Here is a 20312-nt window from a genome sequence, read left to right on the forward strand (position 1 = left end):
CGTTACGCGTTCGCCATCCTGTGTTCCCCGTTTACCAGCGCAGCACGATCGAAGGTGCGCTCAATCACCCCGTTGGCCATAAACGCCGCCCGGTCGGACATATGCGCAATCACGTCGGCATCGTGGCTGACCAGCAGATAGGTCATGCCGTGCTGCTGCTTCAGACGATTGAGCAGGTTGAGGATCTCCGCCTGGACCGACATATCCAGCGCGGAAGTGGGTTCGTCGAGCAGCAGAATTTTGGGGCGAAGCAGCAGCGCACGGGCAATCGCCACGCGCTGGCGCTGGCCGCCGGAAAGCTGGTGCGGGTAGCGTTTTGCCGCCTCGGACTGCAGGCCGACCTGCTCTAATGCTTCCGCCACTCGGGCTTCAATCTCGCTTTCACCATGGATTTTCAGCGGCTCGGCCAGCGTGCGCCAAATCGTGTGGTTGGGGTGCAGCGAGGCATACGGATCCTGAAACACCATCTGCACTTCGCGACGCAGCGCGCCCTGGAAGCGTTTCCCTGCCGCAATGCGGTTGCCCATCAGCTCCACATCTCCCTTCCAGTCACGCTGTAGCCCGGCCAGCACGCGCAGGATGGTAGATTTCCCGCAGCCGGAAGCGCCAATCAGGCTAAATGTCTCGCCCTGTTCAAGAGAGAAACTGGCTCCGGCGACGGCGGTTTTGATCCCGCCTTTGGCGGCGAACTGCACGCTTAGATTATCAACCTTAACGATCGCCATAGGTTTCTCCTGGCTGGAATTCGATGCGGTTCAGCGTCGGTAGCATCTGCCCGTAGGTATCGGCATTTGGACGGCAGGTCCAGAGCGTGCGCGTGTAAGGATGCGTGGCCTGTGCCAGTTCGCCTGCCGCCATTTCATCGACTTTTTGGCCCTGGTACATCACCAGCACGCGGTGACAGTGTTCCGCCACCAGCGGCAGATCGTGGCTGATCAACAGCAGCGCCATTTGCCGCTGTTCGCACTGGGCTACCAGCAGCTCAAGGATTTGGTTGCGCAGGCGGGCGTCGAGCGCCGACGTAGGTTCGTCCGCGATCAGCACTTTGGGATTATTGGCGAGCGCAATGGCGATCATCACGCGCTGGCCCATGCCCCCGGACAGTTCGCCGGGGTAACGCATCAGAACCGCATCCGGCAAACCAACGGATTGCACCAGTTCGCGGCAGCGATCGCGGCGTTCGGCAGTGGACAGCTTCTGGTGCAATCGTAGCGCTTCGTCAATTTGCTGCTGCACGCTTTTGACCGGGTTCAGCGCATAGCGCGGGTCCTGCAGCACCATGGCGATGTCACTCCCGCGCAGCTGGTTCCAGCTCCGGGCATTCATGTCGAGCAGGTCGTGCCCCATCACGCTGAGCTGCTCTGCACTCACTTTGCCTGGTTTACGCACCAGCCCCATCAGCGCGCGAGCCGTCATGGATTTGCCTGAGCCGGATTCGCCGACCAGCGCCAGGCGTTCATTGCCCAGCGTGAAGGAGAGGTTGCTGACTACCCGGCTACCGGGATAGTCGATATTCAGCCCGGAAACGGTAATTCTGTTAGTCATGTTGCGGCTCCAGCACGTCGCGCAGGCCATCGCCCAGCAGGTTAAACGCCAGGCTGCTCAGCAGAATGGCGGTGCCCGGAATGGCGGCAATCCACCATTGGTCGAAAATGACCTGCATTCCGTCGGCAATCATCGCGCCCCATTCGGACATCGGCGGGCGGGCGCCTAAGCCGAGGAAACCCAGACCGGCGGCGGCGAGAATAATCCCGGCCAGATCCAGCGCCAGGCGCACGATGGCGGAAGGCAGGCACAGCGGAAGAATATGGCCGACCAGCAGCCGGAAGCCTTTGATGCCCATCATTTCTGCGGCCGCAAGATAATCGCTATGGCGCAGGCGCTGTATTTCACTTCTTGCCTGGCGGGCATAGGCGGGCCAGGTGGTCAACGCCAGCGCCAGCGCGCCGTTAACCAGTCCTGGGCCGAGCATTGCCACAAAGGCAAAGGCCAAAATCAGGCGGGGCATCGACATGACTACATCGGTAAAGCGCATCAGAATCCGCTCCAGCCAGCCGCCGTAATAGCCGGACAGAATGCCCATCAGCAGCCCAACCGGCAGGGTAATAATGGTCACCAGCAGCACCAGGCCCAGCGCCGGGCGAGTGCCGTAGAGCAGGCGAGAAAGCAGGTCGCGGCCATAGCTGTCGGTGCCCAGCAGATGTTGGGCGTTGGGCGCCTGCAGGCGCGCGGCGGCATCCTGCCAGTTGGGATCGAACGGAGCCAGCCACGGCGCAAACAGCGCGATAAGTACCAGCCCGGCAATGATAATCAGCCCGCTAAGGGCGGCCGGGGAGCGCAGCATGCGTCGCAGAAAAAGAGAAGACGGCATCAGCGGATCCTCGGGTCGGTGGCGCGCACCAGTATGTCGGTCAGGTTATTGATCAGCACAAATGACACGCCGATCAGCAGCGTACCGCCCATGATGGCGGTGGTATCCTCGGCAAACAGCGCGGTGGTGAGATAGCGGCCAATACCCGGCCAGGAGAAGACGGTTTCCGTCAGCACCGCACCTTCGAGCATGCTGGTGTAAGCCAGAGCGATCACGGTGAACAGCGTGCCGCGAATGTTGGGCAACACATGGCGCACCAGAATCGCCATGTCGCCTGCGCCCTTCGCGCGGGCGAGCGTAATGTACTCTTTGTTCATTTCGCTCAGGCAGGCCGTGCGGGTCAGGCGGGTGATGCTGGCGAGAGAATAATAGGCCAGCAGCAATACCGGCAGAATCAGGTGGTTAATGGCGTTGAGAAACGCGCCTTTATCGCCGGAAAGCCAGGTATCGATCAGCACGAAGCCGGTTTTGGCCTCGACGCTGTACTGGTAAATATCGTCGAGCCGCCCAGGCCCGGCGCTCCACTGCAGACGAGCATAGAAGAGCGCCAGCATCAGCAGACCCAGCCAGAAAATAGGCACGGAGTTGCCCAGCAGGGTAAAAGTGCGCACCACGAGATCCAGCGGTGAACCGGCGAACCGGGCGCAAAGCACACCAAAAAGTACGCCAAGTACGCTGCCGACGATAAGCGCCAGGGTGGCGAGTTCCAGGGTGGCGGGGAACGCTGAAAGCAAATCATGCAGCACCGGCTGGCCGGTTGAGCTGGCTATGCCTAAATCGCCGTGGGCGAGATTGACCAGATAATGCCAGAACTGCACGGGTAGCGACTGGTCCAGCCCCAACTGGTGGCGAACCTGATCGTAAGTGGACTGGCTGGCGTGGTCGCCGACGATTTGCAGCACTCTGTCCACCGGGGACAGCGCAGACAACGCGAAGGTAATCAGCAGCAGGCCAATCAGGGTCAGAGCAAGGGTAAATATTCCCTGAAGCAGGGTGAGCAGCGGACGCCGCAGACGCTGCGACGAAGGCGAGACTTCGAACATGGGTAACTCTTTTATGCGCTAATGGTGATTAACCCCCCGACCGGCCTCTTTCACGACGGAAAGGGCGGGGCGAGGGGCCGTTCAGTTATTTCGTGACGTTATCGTAATACACCATATCCGCATTCAGGCCCTGCTGGTAGCCTTTGATGTTATCTCGCACCACAACCTGAGTTTTACCCTGGTCAATAAACACGTACGGGGAGCTACGCTGCAGCTCTTCCTGCAGTTTGGTATAGAGATCTTTGCGCTTGGCCGGATCGGCCTCTGCTACGGCAGCCAGCGTTTGTTTATTCAGCTCCGGGATCTGCCAACCGTTCAGACCGGCCACGGTGCTGGCTTTGCCGTCGTTATAGGCGAAGGCGCTGGCGTTGGAGTGGGCGTCGAAGTAATCCGGGATCCACAGGCGAATGGCGGCCTGGTGCTGTTTCGCGCGTACGCGGGCATACACCTGGCTACCGGCGGCTGGCAGCAGATCAACCTTCACGCCGCCCTGGGCAAAGCTTGCCTGCATGGACTGAGCGATGGTGATAAACGGCGGTTTGTTTTCCACATCCAGCGAGAAATGTGCGTCTTTGATGCCCGCTTTCGCCAGAATTTCTTTCGCTTTCGCCGGGTCAAATTTGAACGGGGTATTTTCCAGCGCGCCCGCGAAGCCGACCGGCAGGAAGCTTTGGTGAACGAAGTACTGGCCTTTCAGCAGATCTTTAGTAATGCCCTGGTAATCCACCAGGTAGCGAGCCGCTTCCCACAGCGCCGGGTTTTTCAGCAGCGGGTTGGCGTTGTTGCCGACGTTAAACACTAAATAGTTCTGCTCGGCTGAAGGAATGCTCAGCACCTTCACGCCCGGCTTGCCTTCCAGCGCGCTGGTCTGGTCAGACCCCAAATCACGGGCGATATCGGCGTCACCCTGCTGAATCAGCAGGCGGCGAGCGGCCGGATCGGGCACGTTTTTAATAATAATGTTCTTCACTTTTGGCGCATCGCCCGGAGAAGTCGGGTTGGCATCCAGCACGATAGCCTGATGTGGCTGATAAACGCGCATTTTGAACGGGCCGCTGCCGGCAGAGTGCATTTTCAGCCATTCGTTGCCGAAGTCACCGGCTTTCACGTTTGGCTCAACCGCTTTTTCATCCACGATGGAGGCGATAGGCGTGGAAAGAATATTCAGCGCAACCGCCGGGCTGACGTCCGCGGTCCAGTGCACTTCCAGCGTGTGGTCATCCACTTTCTTCAACTGGCTGGAGATGTTGTCCGGCTGCCAGCCCAGTACGTTCAGGATAAAGGCCGGGGATTTGTTCAGCGTGACCGCGCGGGTGTAGGAGAAGATCACGTCTTCCGGGCGCAGCGGGTTGCCGGAGGCAAATTTAGCGTCCGGGCGCAGCTTGATGGTCAGTTTCTTATTGGCCGCATCGCCTTGCCAGCTGGCCGCCAGAATCGGCACGACTTTGGCCGGGTCCGTGCGGTCTGCCTGCACCAGGCGCTGATAAAGGCTCGGCACGGTCTGAATACTTGAGAGTTCGTTGGCCTCAGCCGGATCAAGGCTGACGATGTCGTCCAGCCCTTGAGCTACCACCAGGGTATCCGGCGGCGTGGCAGCGTGGGAAGCCGCAGACAGCGCAGCCAGCAGCAGTAATGGCAGAACTTTTTTTTGCATGTGTGTACCCTGTAATGGTGTTTTTTATCGACTTTTCTCAGTGTATTTACGTTAGGTGAGTTATCTCAATTCACAAAGTCAAAATTGCGCTTTGCATATAAATATACGATATATCCAATGCGATAAAGTGCTGAGAACCTGACGGCCACTTGCTGTGAGGGAGCGTCAATATCGACGATGATGAAGGTTCGGTTAAGCTTCCGTTCACCGTACCTGTTTTCTCCCTCGCCCCTTTGGGGAGAGGGCCGGGGTGAGGGGCGTGGCGTAATGCCACCTGAGACATTCACATGTCCGGTAGCGGAAGATAAAACTGAACGGAACCCCATCCGCCCTAACACAATCGCTTGTGTTTGCCACGAAGAGGCCGAACAGGAAAAGGCCAAAAAAAAGCCCCCACGCGCTGGTGAGGGCTTCTCTATTCATCTCTTCTCCCGCACGGGGAGAGGGTCAGGGTGAGGGGAAAAACTACTCGTTAATCCTCGGATGCTGATCCACCAGCAGAGCACGCTTCGCCTGCAGCGTTTCGATTTCCTTATCCAGGTCCTCAATTTTCTGCTCGATATTGTCGTGATGCTCCTGCACGATTTCACGCGCTTCGGCAATATCAGACGCCGCGGGCGTCGCGCCTTTCAGCGGCTTATTGGCGGTCTCTTTCATGGTGATCGCGGTAATCAAGCCGATAATCGCCACCACCATCAGGTAGTAAGCCGGCATCATCAGATTTTGCGTACTTTCGACCAGCCATGCGGCAAGCGTTGGCGTCAGGCCGGCAATCAGCACCGAAATGTTAAAGGCGCTCGCCAGGGCGCTATAGCGGATGTGGGTCGGGAACATCGCCGGTAAGGTCGAGGCCATCACCCCAATAAAGAAGTTCAGCACCACCGCCAGCACCAGCAATCCGGCAAAAATCAGCCCAATGGCGCCGCTGTTAATCAGCATAAAGGCCGGGATAGCGAACGCGAACAGGCCAATACTGCCGAGGAAGACAAACGGGCGACGACCAAAACGGTCGCTCAGCAGGCCGATCATTGGCTGCACGAACAGCATCCCCACCATAATGGCGATGATGATCAGCACCCCGTGCTCTTCCGAGTAATGCAGGTTGTGGGACAGGTAGCTCGGCATGTAGGTCAGCAGCATGTAATAGGTCACGTTGGTTGAAATCACCAGACCAATACAGACCAGCAGACTGCGCCAGTGCTTAGTAGCAATCTCTTTGAACGAGACTTTTGGCCCTTCGGCCAGGCCTTCGCGATCGCCTTGCTCCATTTTCTCAACGTGCTGCTGGAATGCCGGGGTTTCTTCCAGCGCATGGCGCAGATAAAGCCCGATAATACCTAACGGCAACGCGAGGAAGAACGGAATACGCCAGCCCCAGTCGAGGAAGTTTTCTTCGCCAACGATAGCGGTAATCAGCACAACCACGCCCGCGCCGCAGACGAACCCGGCTATCGAACCGAAGTCCAGCCAGCTGCCCATAAAGCCGCGTTTACGGTCGGGAGAGTATTCGGCTACAAAAATAGACGCGCCGGTATATTCCCCGCCGACCGAGAAGCCCTGGGCCATTTTTGCCAACAGCAGCAGGATAGGTGCCCAGATGCCGATAGTGGCGTAAGACGGGATAAGCCCGATGGCAAACGTACTGAGCGACATGATGACAATGGTGATAGCCAGGATTTTCTGACGACCGTATTTATCCCCTAACATCCCGAAGAACAGTCCACCTAGCGGGCGAATCAGGAAAGGAACAGAGAAGGTCCCCAGGGCGGCAATCATCTGCACGCTAGGGCTGGCGTCCGGGAAGAAGACTTTACCCAGAGCGTAAGCAACAAAACCGTAAACACCGAAATCAAACCATTCCATCGCGTTGCCCAGTGAAGCGGCAGTGATGGCTTTTTTCAGACGCGCATCGTCAATGATAGTGACGTCACTGACCTTGATCGGTCTGACTTTCTTTTTCCTTTTTAACATTCTTTATCCTCGTGTTTTCCTTGCGGGGGTAAAAATTCCCTCTGTAAGTGTAGTGCGCCGCGCAATAAGCGCTGGCGAAAACTGCAGCACTCAGATGAGGCGGCAATAAAGCGAAAGTGAAAAGTAATAACCTATTGAAACTATGTGAAATGCAACGCTTAAACTAGTCTCATAAATTATGTGGCTAATACTTAGAACTGTGATCAATATCAAATTTTTTAACTAAAGTAAAATTTCGCTACGCCGAAATAACATGCATACCACCAAAGAATTAACATCTGGATAACCTCTCAAAGGGAGTTGCTATGTCCGCCCATGTGCCGGTCACCCAGCGTGAATACACGCTTGATGACGATACGACCCTGATGTCCACCACCGATCTGAAAAGTTACATTACGCACGCGAACGATACCTTCGTGCAGATCAGTGGCTACTCGCTACATGAGCTAAGCGGCGCCGCACACAACCTCGTGCGGCACCCCGATATGCCTAAAGCGGCCTTTGCCGATATGTGGTTCACCCTGCAGCAGGGCGAGCCGTGGACGGGCATCGTGAAAAACCGCCGTAAAAACGGTGACCATTACTGGGTACGTGCCAATGCGGTACCGGTGGTACGCCACGGCAAAACCACAGGCTATATGTCTATTCGTACCAAAGCCTCACCGGAAGAGATTGCCGCTGCGGAGCCGCTCTACAAGGCGCTGAACGAAGGCCGCAGCAACAAGACCGTCTATAAAGGCCTGGTGCTGCGTAAAGGGCTGTTCGGCAAGCTGCCAACCATGTCACTGCGCTGGCGTATTCGCGGGTTAATGAGCGGTTTGTTTGTTCTGCTCATGGCCTCGGCGTTTGCCCTCGGGCAAAGCCCGCTGCAGATGTTAGCTATTGCGGCATTTACCGCCTTAGCTTGTGTATTACTGGAATGGCAAATTGCCCGTCCGCTGGAAAACGTGGCTCGCCAGGCCCTGGAAGTGGCTACCGGCAACAGCCACCGCGTGAAGCACCTCCAGCGCAGCGATGAAATCGGGGTGATCCTGCGCTCCATCGGCCAGCTTGGGCTGATGTGCCGCTGGCTTATCAACGACGTCAGCAGCCAGGTCGCGAACGTGCGCAGCGGCAGCGAGGCGATGGCCAAAGGGAATGACGATCTGAATGAACGTACCCGCCAGACGGTGGTTAACGTACAGCAAACGGTGGCGACCATGAACCAGATGGCGGCGTCGGTGCAGACCAACTCGGAAACCGCCTCGGCGGCAGACAAACTTTCCAGCTCCGCCAGCGACGCGGCGGCGCAGGGCGGGCAGGCGATGGAAACCGTGGTCACCACCATGGACGACATTGCCGACAGCACCCAGCGCATCGGCTCCATCACCAGCCTGATTAACGACATCGCCTTCCAGACCAATATCCTGGCGCTTAACGCGGCGGTAGAGGCGGCTCGAGCCGGTGAGCAGGGCAAAGGGTTTGCCGTGGTGGCCGGGGAAGTGCGTAACCTGGCGCAGCGTAGCGCCAGTGCGCCAACGATATCCGCAAGCTGATTGACGCCAGCGCCAGCAAGGTGCAGTCCGGCACGGTGCAGGTGCATGAGGCGGGGCGCACCATGCAGGATATTGTAGCTCAGGTGCAGAACGTCACTCAGCTTCTCGGGCAGATAAGCCACGCCACGTCAGAGCAGGCGGATGGCCTGGCGGACATTACCCGCGCGGTGGCAGAGCTGAACGCGATAACGCAGAAAAACGCTGCGCTGGTGGAAGAGAGCGCGCAGGTCTCGGCGATGGTGAAGCACCGCGCTACTCGCCTCCAGGATGCGGTCACGGTTCTGGGTTAAGGTGTTTCCGGCGGTTAGCCAGCGCTATCCGGCTGGCTCCGCTTATACAGGCGGCGAGGGTGACCAATCTTGCCGTACAGCATTTCGACGCTGAGAAAGCCTTTTTCCACGCAGTGTTCCAGGTAGCGGCGGGCGGTGGTTTTGCTGAGTTTGGTTTCGCTGACCACGTCGTCTACCGAGAAACAGCGCTGAGCTTCGGCTTCGCGAAACAGGCGCTGGACCAGCTCCAGAGTATTCTCCTCGATACCTTTGCTGCCCGCATCCAGCGGGGCGTTGCGCGCCTGCAGCTCATAAAGCTTATCGACGTTCTGCTGATCCACCACCTTCCATTCGCGCTGCTGCTGGCTGAACTGCACGAAGCGCTCCAGTGAGTGGCTCAGGCGCTTCCACGAGACCGGCTTGAGGATGTAGTCAAACGCGCCGCTGCGAATCGCCTGGCTGCAGGTGTCCATATCGCTGGCGGCGGTGATGAAGATCACCGAGCAGGCGTGCTGTTTTAAAAGGTCGCTGCCAAACAGCGTGATGCCTTTCCCGTCCGGCAGATAGTTATCCAGCAGGATAAGCTGCGGCTGCTTTTCCAGCATCAGGCGCTGGGCGGCCGCCAGGCTGTTGGCTATTCCCACCAGGTGCAGATGGGGGTGCTTATCAATCAGCTCCGCGTGAAGTTCGGCCAGTTCGCTCTCATCCTCCACGATAAGCACGTTAATCATTTCATTTTGCATACTCAAAAGCCTTACGTTGGGCTGAGGTCGCTCCCCGGAACGACAACATCTGGAATAAATACTGAGAACACGGTGCCGCTCGGCAGGTTATCGGAAACCTCCACCGTGCCCTTCGCCAGCGCGACGTAGCTGGCGATAAGATGCAGGCCGAGCCCGTGGTCGCCGTGGGTTTTGGTGGTGACGCCCGGCGTGAAAATATGGTCACGCAGTTCAGGCGCAATGCCGACGCCGTGGTCGGCCACCTCGATGACCAGCTCCCGGTCGTTTATCACGATATAGACTTCCACCGGCTGGTGCTCGCCTTCGGCGCGCTGGGTGGCCTCGATGGCGTTATCCAGCAGGTTACCAATAATCGAAATCAGCTCGGATTCCGGCACGTTGCTCGGCATTCTCGTCATGCTGCAGGCCGGATCGAACGCCAGCGACACGCCTTTCTCACGCGCTCTGGCGTATTTGCCCAACAGCAGGCCGCACAGCGTGGCGGAACAGAAGCGTGCGGAGACAAAATCCAGCACTTCCTGGGCGTGCTCGGACTGCGCTTTGATATAGCGTTTGGCGTCATCGTAGCGGGCCATATGCAGCAGCCCGGCGAGCGTTGCCATGCGGTTAAGCTGCTCGTGCCGCATGATGCGTAGGTTGTCCACGTAGCGTTTCACCTGGCTGAGCTGGAAGCTCAGGCTATCAATATCTTTGCGGTCGCGGAAGGTGATCACCCAGCCCTGCAGCACGCCCTCAAGCTCGATACGAACCCGGCTGGCAAGCACGCTGAGATCGTTAAAGGCGCAGATTTCATCGTGGGTATCTCGCGCCAGCATGACTTCAGGATCGAAGAACGTCACCGGCTGGATCACCTCGGCAATCTGCTTGCCGCGGATCTCGCGTGAAGGCTGTTCCAGGCCCAGCAGTTTCTTCGCCGCCTTGTTGATCACCTCGATCTGCGAGCGGCTGTCGATGGCGATCACGCCTTCGTAGATCGACTCCATCATCGCTTTTTGCTGGCGCACCAGCAGGCTGATCTGCCGCGGCTCCAGCGAGAACATCTGCCTTTTGATACTGCGGGTGAAGTACCAGGAAAAGATAAACAGCGCCAGCAGCAAAATGATCGCCGCCAGCAGGATGTTGATCACCTTGCCGGACGTGACGTCATCGAGGTAGCTCTTCAGGTAGCCCACCGACACAATGCCAATCACCTTGCCGTGCTGGTCGAAGATTGGGGCTTTGCTGCGCAGCGACAGGCCGAGGCCGCCTTTGCGCAGCGTGGTGATGCTTTTGCCCTGCAGCACTTCCTCATTATCGCCGCCGACCAGCGTTTTGCCCACGCGGTCGGCATGCACGGAATGATAGAGATGAATGCCGTGTTCGTCGCCGATGACGATAAAGCTGGCATCGCTATGCACGACCAGCTTTTGCATAAAGTTGTGTATTGCCGGAATATCTTTTTTTTCCACCGACTCCTGCAGGGTAGGAATTAAGGCAATCTCTTCCGCCTGAATTCTCGCCCGGGTGCTCATTTCCTGATAAAGCTGGCGGCCAACGTCGAAATAGTAATAGGTTCCGAGCATGGCAAAGAGCACGGAAAAAAAGGCAACCAGGTAGATAAACAAGCGTATCTGAAAGGAAACTTTCATAGGCCAGGCGTGTATTCAGTGAGGCAAAATGGCAGCTTAACACCGATGCCCCGCTGGCTGCGCGGCTTTGAACGAAAGTTTGAACAACCTCACGCAACGGCACTTTTCGTTAATTTCAGCCAATTTTTTTGCACTCTCTTAAGGTTTGTCTAAGCCGGGAATAAAAACCATAAAAACCACGAAGAAATAAAAACCATTAACGCCATAGATGCCTTTAAATTAACGGTTTTAATCTGCTACCCCTCACATTACAGGGGTATTTAATCTTTTAGTCTGCCCCGACAAATTAAAAAAAGGGGCTTGATATGAGCACGACCGATGATTCCTACAACATCATTCCTGAATCCATTGATATTAATAAGCCTACGCTCAAAGAGCGCTGGTGGCATATTCTCGACAGCTGGAAAGTGGGGATTATCCCGCTGCCGCTGTTTGTGCTGGCAGGGGCGCTGATCGCCATCGACTGCCTCGGCGGTAAACTGCCGAGCGATATTGTGGTGATGGTGGCGACGCTGGCCTTCTTCGGCTTTGCCTGCGGCGAATTTGGTAAACGCCTGCCGGTGATCGGCAAAATGGGTGCCGCCGCCATCTGCGCCACCTTCATCCCTTCCGCGCTGGTGTACTACGGCCTGCTGCCGGACGTGGTGGTGGAGTCCACCACCAAATTCTATAAATCCACCAACATCCTTTACCTCTACATCTGCTGCATCATCGTCGGCAGCATCATGAGCATGAACCGCACCACGTTAATTCAGGGCTTCCTGCGTATTTTCTTCCCGATGCTGTGTGGCGAAGTCGTGGGCATGATTGTTGGCATGGGCGTTGGTCTGGCGCTGGGCCTTGAGCCGTTCCAGATCTTCTTCTTCCTGATCCTACCGATCATGGCCGGGGGCGTTGGGGAAGGGGCGATCCCGCTTTCCATCGGCTACGCCACGCTGCTGCATATGGATCAGGGCGTGGCGCTGGGCCGCATTCTGCCTATCGTGATGCTGGGCAGCCTGACGGCGATCGTTATCTCCGGCTGCCTGAATCAGCTGGGAAAACGCTTCCCGCACCTGACCGGCGAAGGTGAACTGATGCCGGGTAAAACCAACGGCGGTGAAAAAGAGCAAACCGCCGCCCTGTTCAACGGCAAAGCAGATGTGACCACTATCGCTTCCGGCGCGCTGCTGGCGGTGCTGCTCTACATGGTGGGTATGCTGCTGCACAAACTGATTGGCCTGCCGGCTCCGGTCGGGATGCTGTTTGTCGCGGTGCTGATCAAACTTTGCCACGGCGTTTCCCCACGCATGCTGGCGGGCTCGCAGGTGGTTTATAAATTCTTCCAGACCGCCGTGACCTATCCAATTCTGTTTGCCGTGGGCGTCGCCATTACGCCTTGGAATGAGCTGGTTGACGCTTTCACTATTACCAACCTGCTGGTCATCGTCAGTACCGTCAGCGCGCTGGTGGCGACCGGTTTCTTCGTCGGTAAAAAAATCGGTATGCATCCTATCGACGTGGCCATTGTGTCCTGTTGCCAGAGCGGGCAGGGCGGGACCGGCGACGTCGCCATTCTGACCGCCGGTAACCGCATGTCGCTGATGCCGTTCGCCCAGATTGCAACCCGCATTGGCGGGGCGATCAACGTCTCGGTGGCGCTGCTGGTGCTTGGCAACTTTCTTGTCTGACTTTTGATTAACCAGGAACTGTTATGAAACTCGCAAGTTATGTACTTCAGGGCCAGCGGAGCTACGGCGTGGTAACGCCGGAAGGCATCGTTGACCTGGGCCGCCGTTTAGGCTCGCGTTTTGCGGATTTAAAGGCTTTGCTGGCGGCAGACGCGGTGCATGAAGCGCTGGCGTTTGCCGGGCTGAAGGCCGATGTGGCGGCGTCAGACGTTCGCTGGCTGCCGGTCATCGAACGCCCGGAGAAAATTCTCTGCGTCGGCATGAACTACGCTGACAAGCGCAAAGAGTTCGACCAGCACAATCCGGCTCCAACCCTGTTTGTGCGCTTTGCCGACTCCCAGACCGGGCATGACTCCCCGGTGGTGAAACCGCATCACTCCAGCGAGTTCGACTATGAAGGCGAGCTGGCGGTGATCATCGGCAAAGGTGGGGTGAACATTTCTGCGGCGGATGCCCTGAACCACGTCGCGGGCTACAGCTGCTATATGGACGGGTCGGCGCGCGACTGGCAGCACACCTGGTTTACCGCCGGGAAAAACTGGCCGCAGACCGGGGCTTTTGGCCCGTGGATGACCACGTCGGATGAAATTCGCGATCCGCACGATCTGGCGATCCGCACCTGGCTGAACGGGCGCATGGTACAGGAAGACAACACCAGCAGCATGATCCACAAGGTTGCCGAGCTTATCGAATACATCTCGACTTTTACCTCGCTCAGCGCGGGGGACGTGATCATCACCGGTTCTCCCGGTGGCGTCGGCAAAAAGCGCACGCCGCCGCTGTTCATGCAGCCGGGCGACCGCATTGAAGTTGAAATTGAGCGCATTGGCCATCTCAGCAACGTGATCGTTGCGGCCCGCGAGCCTCTGGCTTCCGGGGCGGTGGCGCACTAACGCTATGTTCCAGCCCAACCCCATCGAGTTCAGTACCGTCGATCCGCTGCGGCAGCCGCAGGCGCTGGCCGCCATTCGGGATCTGCTGGGGCGGAACCAGCTCGGGCTGGACGGCGACATTCAGCTGTTCGTCGTCGCCCTTTCAGGGGCAAAAATCGTCGGCTGTGCCGGGCTGGCGTGGCGCACCATCAAATGTGTGGCGGTGGATGAAGCCTGGCGTGGGGATAACCTTAGCGTGCGTTTGCTGGGGGAAATCCAGCATATCGCGATGGAGCGCGGGCAGGCGCATTTGTTCCTGTTCACCCGCCCCTACAACCTCGACCGGTTTCGCCAGAGCGGCTTCTGGCCGCTGGTGCAGGTGGATGAGGCGGCGGTGCTGATGGAAAACACGCCCGTCGGCATCAGCCGCTACTGCGCCGGGTTGGAGAAACTGCGGCAACCGGGCAACCGGATCGGCGCCATTGTGATGAACGCTAACCCGTTCACTCTCGGCCACCGCTATCTGGCCGAGCAGGCGGCGCAGCGCTGCGACTGGCTGCATCTGTTTGTGGTACGCGAGGACGCTTCGTTTTTTCCGTTCGAGGAGCGGTGGGAGATGGTTCGCCAGGGAGTGGCCCACTTGCCTAACGTGATTGTGCATCCGGGGTCCGACTACCTGATCTCCCGAGCCACCTTTCCGGGCTATTTCCTGAAAGAGAGCGGGCTTATCGACAAAACCTGGAGCGCAATGGACCTGATGATTTTCCGTGACTACGTTGCCCCGGCGCTGGGCGTGACGCACCGCTTTGTCGGCAACGAACCGTTCTGCGCGGTGACCCGGGAATATAACCAGGCCATGCGCTACTGGCTGGAAGTGCACCGTCACCACAGCGCGGCGTCGATTCAGGTGATCGAGCTGCCGCGAAAATGCCATGCCGCCGGACGAGAGATTTCCGCCTCTGAAGTGCGAGCCTTACTCAAGAGCCAGCAAATGGCCCGCATCCGGGACATTGTCCCGGACAGTACCTTTAGCCATCTCCAGCGGCACTACGCGCGGGATGTGGCCTGAATTTTTTAACCAGGACAAAGCCTTATGAGAATCGTAAAGCAAGCCTTAGCCGGGACGCTGGAGTCCAGCGATCTGCTGGTGAGAGTCGCCCCCGCCGAAGGTGAGTTCAGCCTGATGATACACAGCGAAGTACAAAAGCAGTTCGGGGAGCAAATTCGTCGTGTGGCGGAGCAGACGCTCGCTCAGCTCGGCGTGAAAGAGGGGATTTTTATTCTGGAAGACAAGGGGGCACTGGACTGCGTGATCCGCGCCCGTTTGCAAAGCGCGGTGCTCCGTGCCGCCGATGCCGAACAGATTGACTGGGGAAAACTACAATGAAAAAACTCCGTCGCAGCATGTTGTTCCTCCCCGGCGCTAACGCCGCCATGCTCTCCACCGCTTTTATTTACCGCCCGGATTCGATCATGTTCGACCTGGAAGACGCCGTGGCGCTGCGTGAGAAAGACACCGCCCGCGTGCTGGTGTTTCACGCTCTGCAGCACCCGATGTACCGCGATATCGAAACCGTGGTTCGTATTAACCCGCTTAACACCCCGTTTGGCCTGGCCGATCTCGAGGCCGTCGTGCGCGCCGGAGTGGACGTGGTGCGCCTGCCAAAAACCGACACGCCGGAAGATATCTTCCTGCTGGAATCTCACCTCGAGCGCATTGAGCGTGAGTGTGGCCGAGAGCCGGGCTCCACCAAACTGATGGCGGCGATTGAATCCGCCGTCGGCGTGATCAACGCCGTCGCCATCGCACGTTCTTCCCCGCGTCTGATTGGTATTGCGCTGGCGGCGTTTGATTACGTGATGGATATGCAAACCGAGCGTGGCGACGGCACGGAGCTGTTCTATGCCCGCTGCGCGGTGCTGCATGCCGCGCGCGCCGCCGGGATTGACGCGTTCGACGTGGTTTGGTCTGACGTGAATAACGAGGCCGGGTTCCTGCGAGAAGTCGAGCTAATCCGCAAAATGGGCTTCAACGGTAAATCGCTGATCAACCCCCGGCAGATTGAGCTGCTGCATAACGCCTACGCGCCAACTCAGGACGAAGTCGATTATGCCCGCCGGGTGATTGCCGCCGCCGACGAAGGGGAGCGCAACGGCCTGGGCGTAGTGTCGCTCAACGGCAAGATGATCGACGCGCCAATCATTAACCATGCGCAGGTGGTGCTTGAGCGCGCCGCGGCTTCCGGCGTGCGCCGTTAAGGACAAAACAATGAGTAATATGACCGAACTTTTACACCTTGAGTATCCGCATCTGGCCCATCTGCGAAGCTTCGACGGGGCGCATCAAACCACACCGTGGCTGGTGGATGCCGAAGCGAAGAAAACCCGTAAGCTTTGCGACACGCTGGAGCAGGCGATTGCCCAAAGCGGGCTGAAGGACGGCATGACCATCTCCTTCCACCATGCTTTCCGGGAAGGCGATCGGGTGATTAATCACGTGGTTGCCACGCTGGCTCGCCTTGGATTTAAAGATCTGACGCTGGCCTCAAGTTCGCTGATGACCTGCAACGAAGCGCTGATTGAGCCCATTCGTAACGGTGTGATCACCCGCATTTACACCTCCGGGATGCGCGGCAAGCTGGCGGAAGCGATCTCTCATGGCCTGATGGCCGAGCCGGTACAAATCCACTCCCACGGCGGGCGCGTGAAGCTGCTGCAGGACGGCGAGCTAAAAATCGACGTGGCATTTCTAGGCGTGCCGTGCAGCGACGAATACGGCAATGCCAACGGCACCCACGGTAAATCCTGCTGCGGCTCGCTGGGCTACGCCAAAGTAGACGCCCATTTTGCCCGCAAAGTCGTGCTGTTAACCGAAGAGCTGGTGCCGTTCCCCAATATGCCCGCGAGCCTGATGCAGGATGAGGTGGACTACATCGTTCAGGTCGACACCGTGGGCGATCCGGACAAAATCAGCGTCGGGGCAGCACGTGTCACCAGCAACCCCCGCGAGCTGATGATTGCCCGCACCGCAGCGGAAGTGATTGAACATTCGGGCTACTTCCGCCCCGGCTTCTCCATGCAGACCGGCTCCGGCGCGGCGGCCACCGCATGCACGCGCTTTATGGAAGAAAAAATGGAGCGTAATGGCGTCGTCGCTCGCTTTGCCCTCGGGGGGATCACCGGCAGCCTGGTGGATCTCCATGAGAAAGGGCTGATCGAAAAACTGCTCGACACCCAGTGTTTTGACGGCCAGGCCGCCGCCTCTCTGGCGCGTAACCCGAACCACGTTGAGATCTCCACCAACGTTTATGCCAATCCCGGAGCGAAGGCCACGAGCTGCGATCAGCTTGATGTGGTGATCCTCAGCGCGCTGGAGATCGATATCGACTTTAACGTCAATGTGATCACCGGATCTGACGGCGTTATGCGCGGCGCATCCGGCGGACACTGCGACGTGGCGAGCGCGGCAAACCTGACTATCGTGGTTGCTCCGCTGCTGCGCACGCGCATTCCTACCGTTGTTAAACGGGTGACCACGCGCGTTACGCCAGGTGAAAGCATTGATGTGCTGGTGACGGATCACGGCGTGGCGGTTAATCCGACCCGGCCGGAGATCCGTGAACGGCTTGAGGGGGCGGGGATGAAGATCGTGAGCATAGAAGATCTTTACCAGCGCGCTATTTCCCTGACCGGCGAGCCGAAGCCGATCGAATTTACGCCGCGCATCGTCGGCGTGATCCGCTACCGCGACGGCAGCGTGATCGACGTGGTGCGTCAGGTCAAAGAGGAGTCAGCCCAATGAGTGAAACGCTTGTGGAAGCGGAAGGCGTTACCCTTGCAGCCCTGCTTGAGGCGAAAGAGCGGCGGGCGCACCGGCAGCAAGAGTGGCTGGTTAAGTACCGGCAGCCGGTGCTTTCCCTGACGCTGGTGACGCCCGGCCAGGTAAAGGACAGCATTCGCTACCGCAACTGCATGGCGGTAGCGCTGCAGGCCTGCGACCAGCTGCTGTGGGGCAACCGCTGGCCGGTGCTCGAGCGGCAGGTACTGTGGCTGCCGACCGGGGCCGAAGCGATGTGGAGCGTGGCGCATTCGGCCAGCGAACTTAAGGCGGCAACTGTCGGGCTGGAGCAAACCCATCCGCTCGGCAGGCTGTGGGATGCGGATGTGATTTGCCCCGACAATGGCCCGGTCGGGCGGACTTCGCTGGATTTGGCGGGCCGGCGCTGCCTGGTGTGCAACGAGCCCGCGCATGCCTGTGCACGCTCCCGCCGCCACCCCATGGATGAAGTGACCGCGCGCGTCGAGAGGCTGATAGATGGCTGGTTTGCCAGGGATTAAATCAAGTACTGCCGCCGCCCCGGATGTGCCAGCCCTGGCGCGGCAGGCGCTGCTGGACGAGGTGTGGCTAACGCCAAAGCCGGGGCTGGTGGATGCCGCCAACAACGGCTCGCACCGGGATATGGATCTGCCAATGTTTCTCGGCAGCATTGCGGCTATTGGCCCCTGGTTCAGCACGTTCTACGCTTTAGGGCGGGAACATGCCGGGCGAGGTGCCTGTGAGATGCTGCGGCTCATCCGCCCGGCGGGCATCGCCTGCGAACAGGCGATGTATCAGGCCACTCAGGGCGTGAATACGCACAAAGGTGGCGTGTTTTCGCTGGGGCTGCTTTCTACCGCCGCTGGCCGTCTGCAGGGGCAGGGCAAAGCGCTAACTGCATCGGCGGTGTGTTCCACCGTGAGCGAGATCTGCAGCGGGATTGTGGAAAGAGAACTGGTCGCGGCCCGGAAGGCTTCTTCCGTTGGCGAAAGGCTTTATCAGCAGTTTGGCCTGACCGGCGCACGCGGCGAGGCGGAAAGCGGATTCCTTACTGTGCGCCAGCACGTGCTGCCTTACTGGCAGGCGGAAAGCTGCCCGAAGCGCCGTCTGCTTGCGGCGATGTTGCGTCTGATGGCTGCTAACCCAGACACCAATCTTGTGTCGCGCGGCGGGCTAAACGGACTGCGCTATGTGCAGCGTTACGCAGCGCGCCTGATTCAGCAAGGCTGGCACGAGGACGATCTTCGGCAAATGGATGCCGATCTTATTGCCCGCAACCTCAGTCCCGGCGGGAGCGCGGATCTGCTGGCCGTCAGCGCTGTTTTAGCGGAAATTGCGGTGTGAAGGCAACGCAGCACGAATTTCATGCTAATGAGACCCGTTTTTGTCTAGTCTGAGGTTTTCACTCTTGATAATAAAAGGAGTACCTCATGGCTCAGACCGCAGAGAAAAACCGTCGCTTTGTGCTGGCGAAGCGCCCGCAGGGGATGCCGACCCGCGAAGATATCCATCTGGAAGAAGTGGCTGTTCCGACGCCGGGAAAAGGTGAAGTGCTGCTACGCACGCTTTTCCTCTCCCTCGACCCGTATATGCGCGGGCGCATGAGCGACGCCAAATCCTACTCGGCGCCGATTGCCATCGGTGAAGTTATTGTGGGGGGAACCGTCAGCCGCGTGGAAAGCTCTCAGCATCCTGATTACCAGCCGGGCGACCTGGTTCTGGCCGACTCTGGCTGGCAGGATTATTCACTTTCCAACGGGGAAGGCCTGCAGAAGCTGGAGAAAAACATGTCTCATCCTTCCTGGGCGCTGGGACTGCTTGGCATGCCGGGCTTTACCGGCTATATGGGGCTGACGGACATCGGTAACCCGCAGCCGGGTGAAACCGTGGTGGTTGCGGCAGCCAGCGGCGCGGTGGGTTCGGTTGTAGGGCAAACGGCTCGCCTTCGCGGGGCGAGAGTTATCGGCATTGCCGGCGGGGAAGATAAGTGCCGCTATGTGAAGGACACGCTGAAGTTTGATGAGTGCCTCGATCACCGTGCCAGTGATTTCGCTGAACAGCTCGCCAAAGCCTGCCCGAACGGCATCGACGTCTACTTTGAAAACGTCGGCGGGGCGGTGTTTGACGCCGTCTTCCCGCTGCTGAATACCAAAGCGCGTATCCCGGTTTGTGGCATGATCAGCCAGTACAACGGCAACAACAGCGCCTTTGAGCACGATCGTCTGCCGGAGCTAATGGCGACTATCCTGAAAAAACGTATGCGCGTGGAAGGGTTTATCATCAGCCAGGATTACGGCCATCGTTACCCGGAATTCTACAAGCAGATGAGCGAGTGGATCGCCGCCGGAGAGATTGAGTTCCGCGAGGATATCGTGGACGGGCTGGAAAACACCGTGGAGGCGTTCCAGGGGCTGCTGGCCGGGAAGAACTTCGGCAAGCTGATTGTGAAGGTGGCGGAGTAAAGGGAGGACTCTGTCGGCAGAGTGTCGCCTCTTAGTCAAAATCTTTACGATTATGTAGAGTCGGCTAAGGTTCCGTTCACTTCCAGCCCTGTTTTATATGTAACCCGGCATAGGTGAACGTCTTAGGGGAGTCACCGTCACTCCCCTAAGAACCCGGACTCCCGGCCAAATAAATCGGCCGCGTGAGCGGCAGACCTCAGGCGGGGTTGAGCTGTCGGGAACAGCGAAAGAGAGCGATCGTCGGGAACGAATCGCGAACGACCCCGAATGTTTGGGT

At 58.5% G+C, this 20312-nt stretch carries 17 protein-coding genes and 1 pseudogene; 10 read left to right on the forward strand and 8 right to left on the reverse strand.

Going from position 1 to position 20312, the window contains the following annotated elements; all coding sequences use genetic code 11:
- Positions 1-2: 2 nt before the first annotated feature.
- From A936_RS18625 to proP, 6 genes are all read right to left on the reverse strand, one after another.
- The gene (locus tag A936_RS18625) at positions 3-725 is read right to left on the reverse strand and encodes an ABC transporter ATP-binding protein (RefSeq protein WP_008460503.1); all 723 of its coding nucleotides are present in this window, start codon (positions 723-725) and stop codon (positions 3-5) included.
- Complete coding sequence (locus tag A936_RS18630; protein ID WP_008460504.1) at positions 712-1545, reverse strand: ABC transporter ATP-binding protein; 834 nt, start codon at positions 1543-1545, stop codon at positions 712-714. Before A936_RS18630 ends, A936_RS18625 begins: the two co-directional genes overlap by 14 nt.
- Positions 1538-2371, reverse strand: coding sequence for an ABC transporter permease (locus tag A936_RS18635; protein ID WP_008460505.1), 834 nt, complete (start codon positions 2369-2371; stop codon positions 1538-1540). The genes A936_RS18630 and A936_RS18635 overlap by 8 nt, the downstream gene beginning before the upstream one ends.
- Positions 2371-3414, reverse strand: coding sequence for an ABC transporter permease (locus A936_RS18640; protein WP_008460506.1), 1044 nt, complete (start codon positions 3412-3414; stop codon positions 2371-2373). Before A936_RS18640 ends, A936_RS18635 begins: the two co-directional genes overlap by 1 nt.
- Before the next feature lie 85 nt (positions 3415-3499).
- Positions 3500-5068, reverse strand: a complete 1569-nt coding sequence (locus A936_RS18645) for an ABC transporter substrate-binding protein (protein WP_008460507.1) — start codon at positions 5066-5068, stop codon at positions 3500-3502.
- A gap of 465 nt (positions 5069-5533) precedes the next feature.
- Complete coding sequence (gene proP, locus A936_RS18650; protein ID WP_008460508.1) at positions 5534-7039, reverse strand: glycine betaine/L-proline transporter ProP; 1506 nt, start codon at positions 7037-7039, stop codon at positions 5534-5536.
- Between the two features lie 305 nt (positions 7040-7344).
- Between proP and A936_RS18655 the strand changes: the two are divergent.
- Positions 7345-8864: pseudogene (locus tag A936_RS18655) on the forward strand (methyl-accepting chemotaxis protein).
- Between the two features lie 14 nt (positions 8865-8878).
- Here the strand turns inward: A936_RS18655 and A936_RS18660 are convergent.
- Together A936_RS18660 and A936_RS18665 are read right to left on the reverse strand one after the other, a co-directional pair.
- A complete protein-coding gene (locus A936_RS18660) occupies positions 8879-9586 on the reverse strand; it encodes a response regulator (protein WP_008460511.1) in 708 nt (235 codons plus the stop codon).
- Between the two features lie 11 nt (positions 9587-9597).
- On the reverse strand, positions 9598-11214 hold the full coding sequence (locus A936_RS18665) for an ATP-binding protein (protein ID WP_008460512.1): 1617 nt from the start codon (positions 11212-11214) through the stop codon (positions 9598-9600).
- A gap of 305 nt (positions 11215-11519) precedes the next feature.
- Here A936_RS18665 and A936_RS18670 point away from each other — a divergent pair, with 305 nt between their 5' ends.
- From A936_RS18670 to curA, 9 genes are all read left to right on the forward strand, one after another.
- Positions 11520-12884 (forward strand): 2-hydroxycarboxylate transporter family protein, encoded by a 1365-nt coding sequence (locus A936_RS18670; protein ID WP_008460515.1) that lies wholly within the window; start codon positions 11520-11522, stop codon positions 12882-12884.
- 23 nt (positions 12885-12907) lie between these two features.
- Positions 12908-13777, forward strand: a complete 870-nt coding sequence (locus A936_RS18675) for a fumarylacetoacetate hydrolase family protein (protein ID WP_008460517.1) — start codon at positions 12908-12910, stop codon at positions 13775-13777.
- Positions 13778-13781: 4 nt separating this feature from the next.
- Positions 13782-14825, forward strand: a complete 1044-nt coding sequence (gene citC, locus A936_RS18680) for a [citrate (pro-3S)-lyase] ligase (RefSeq protein ID WP_008460519.1) — start codon at positions 13782-13784, stop codon at positions 14823-14825.
- A gap of 24 nt (positions 14826-14849) precedes the next feature.
- Entirely contained in the window at positions 14850-15143 is a 294-nt protein-coding gene (gene citD, locus A936_RS18685) for a citrate lyase acyl carrier protein (protein WP_008460521.1), read from the forward strand.
- Positions 15140-16015: a citrate (pro-3S)-lyase subunit beta gene (gene citE, locus A936_RS18690; protein ID WP_008460523.1), complete on the forward strand. Its 876-nt coding sequence runs from the start codon at positions 15140-15142 to the stop codon at positions 16013-16015. Before citD ends, citE begins: the two co-directional genes overlap by 4 nt.
- Before the next feature lie 10 nt (positions 16016-16025).
- Positions 16026-17558: a citrate lyase subunit alpha gene (citF, locus tag A936_RS18695; RefSeq protein WP_008460525.1), complete on the forward strand. Its 1533-nt coding sequence runs from the start codon at positions 16026-16028 to the stop codon at positions 17556-17558.
- Positions 17555-18094, forward strand: a complete 540-nt coding sequence (gene citX / locus A936_RS18700; RefSeq protein ID WP_008460526.1) for a citrate lyase holo-[acyl-carrier protein] synthase — start codon at positions 17555-17557, stop codon at positions 18092-18094. The genes citF and citX overlap by 4 nt, the downstream gene beginning before the upstream one ends.
- Entirely contained in the window at positions 18072-18917 is an 846-nt protein-coding gene (citG, locus tag A936_RS18705; protein ID WP_008460528.1) for a triphosphoribosyl-dephospho-CoA synthase CitG, read from the forward strand. Before citX ends, citG begins: the two co-directional genes overlap by 23 nt.
- Before the next feature lie 86 nt (positions 18918-19003).
- Complete coding sequence (gene curA, locus A936_RS18710; protein WP_008460530.1) at positions 19004-20035, forward strand: NADPH-dependent curcumin/dihydrocurcumin reductase; 1032 nt, start codon at positions 19004-19006, stop codon at positions 20033-20035.
- Positions 20036-20312: the final 277 nt, after the last annotated feature.

Origin of the sequence: Enterobacter sp. Ag1, assembly GCA_000277545.1 — a bacterium.
Lineage (GTDB): Bacteria > Pseudomonadota > Gammaproteobacteria > Enterobacterales > Enterobacteriaceae > Cedecea.

Bases quoted from the DNA above. Each gene is read 5' to 3' on its own strand.
- A936_RS18625 (WP_008460503.1), bottom strand. From the start codon at position 725: ATGGCGATCGTTAAGGTTGATAATCTAAGCGTGCAGTTCGCCGCCAAA.
- A936_RS18630 (WP_008460504.1), bottom strand. From the start codon at position 1,545: ATGACTAACAGAATTACCGTTTCCGGGCTGAATATCGACTATCCCGGT.
- A936_RS18635 (WP_008460505.1), bottom strand. From the start codon at position 2,371: ATGCCGTCTTCTCTTTTTCTGCGACGCATGCTGCGCTCCCCGGCCGCC.
- A936_RS18640 (WP_008460506.1), bottom strand. From the start codon at position 3,414: ATGTTCGAAGTCTCGCCTTCGTCGCAGCGTCTGCGGCGTCCGCTGCTC.
- A936_RS18645 (WP_008460507.1), bottom strand. From the start codon at position 5,068: ATGCAAAAAAAAGTTCTGCCATTACTGCTGCTGGCTGCGCTGTCTGCG.
- proP (WP_008460508.1), bottom strand. From the start codon at position 7,039: ATGTTAAAAAGGAAAAAGAAAGTCAGACCGATCAAGGTCAGTGACGTC.
- A936_RS18660 (WP_008460511.1), bottom strand. From the start codon at position 9,586: ATGCAAAATGAAATGATTAACGTGCTTATCGTGGAGGATGAGAGCGAA.
- A936_RS18665 (WP_008460512.1), bottom strand. From the start codon at position 11,214: ATGAAAGTTTCCTTTCAGATACGCTTGTTTATCTACCTGGTTGCCTTT.
- A936_RS18670 (WP_008460515.1), top strand. From the start codon at position 11,520: ATGAGCACGACCGATGATTCCTACAACATCATTCCTGAATCCATTGAT.
- A936_RS18675 (WP_008460517.1), top strand. From the start codon at position 12,908: ATGAAACTCGCAAGTTATGTACTTCAGGGCCAGCGGAGCTACGGCGTG.
- citC (WP_008460519.1), top strand. From the start codon at position 13,782: ATGTTCCAGCCCAACCCCATCGAGTTCAGTACCGTCGATCCGCTGCGG.
- citD (WP_008460521.1), top strand. From the start codon at position 14,850: ATGAGAATCGTAAAGCAAGCCTTAGCCGGGACGCTGGAGTCCAGCGAT.
- citE (WP_008460523.1), top strand. From the start codon at position 15,140: ATGAAAAAACTCCGTCGCAGCATGTTGTTCCTCCCCGGCGCTAACGCC.
- citF (WP_008460525.1), top strand. From the start codon at position 16,026: ATGAGTAATATGACCGAACTTTTACACCTTGAGTATCCGCATCTGGCC.
- citX (WP_008460526.1), top strand. From the start codon at position 17,555: ATGAGTGAAACGCTTGTGGAAGCGGAAGGCGTTACCCTTGCAGCCCTG.
- citG (WP_008460528.1), top strand. From the start codon at position 18,072: ATGGCTGGTTTGCCAGGGATTAAATCAAGTACTGCCGCCGCCCCGGAT.
- curA (WP_008460530.1), top strand. From the start codon at position 19,004: ATGGCTCAGACCGCAGAGAAAAACCGTCGCTTTGTGCTGGCGAAGCGC.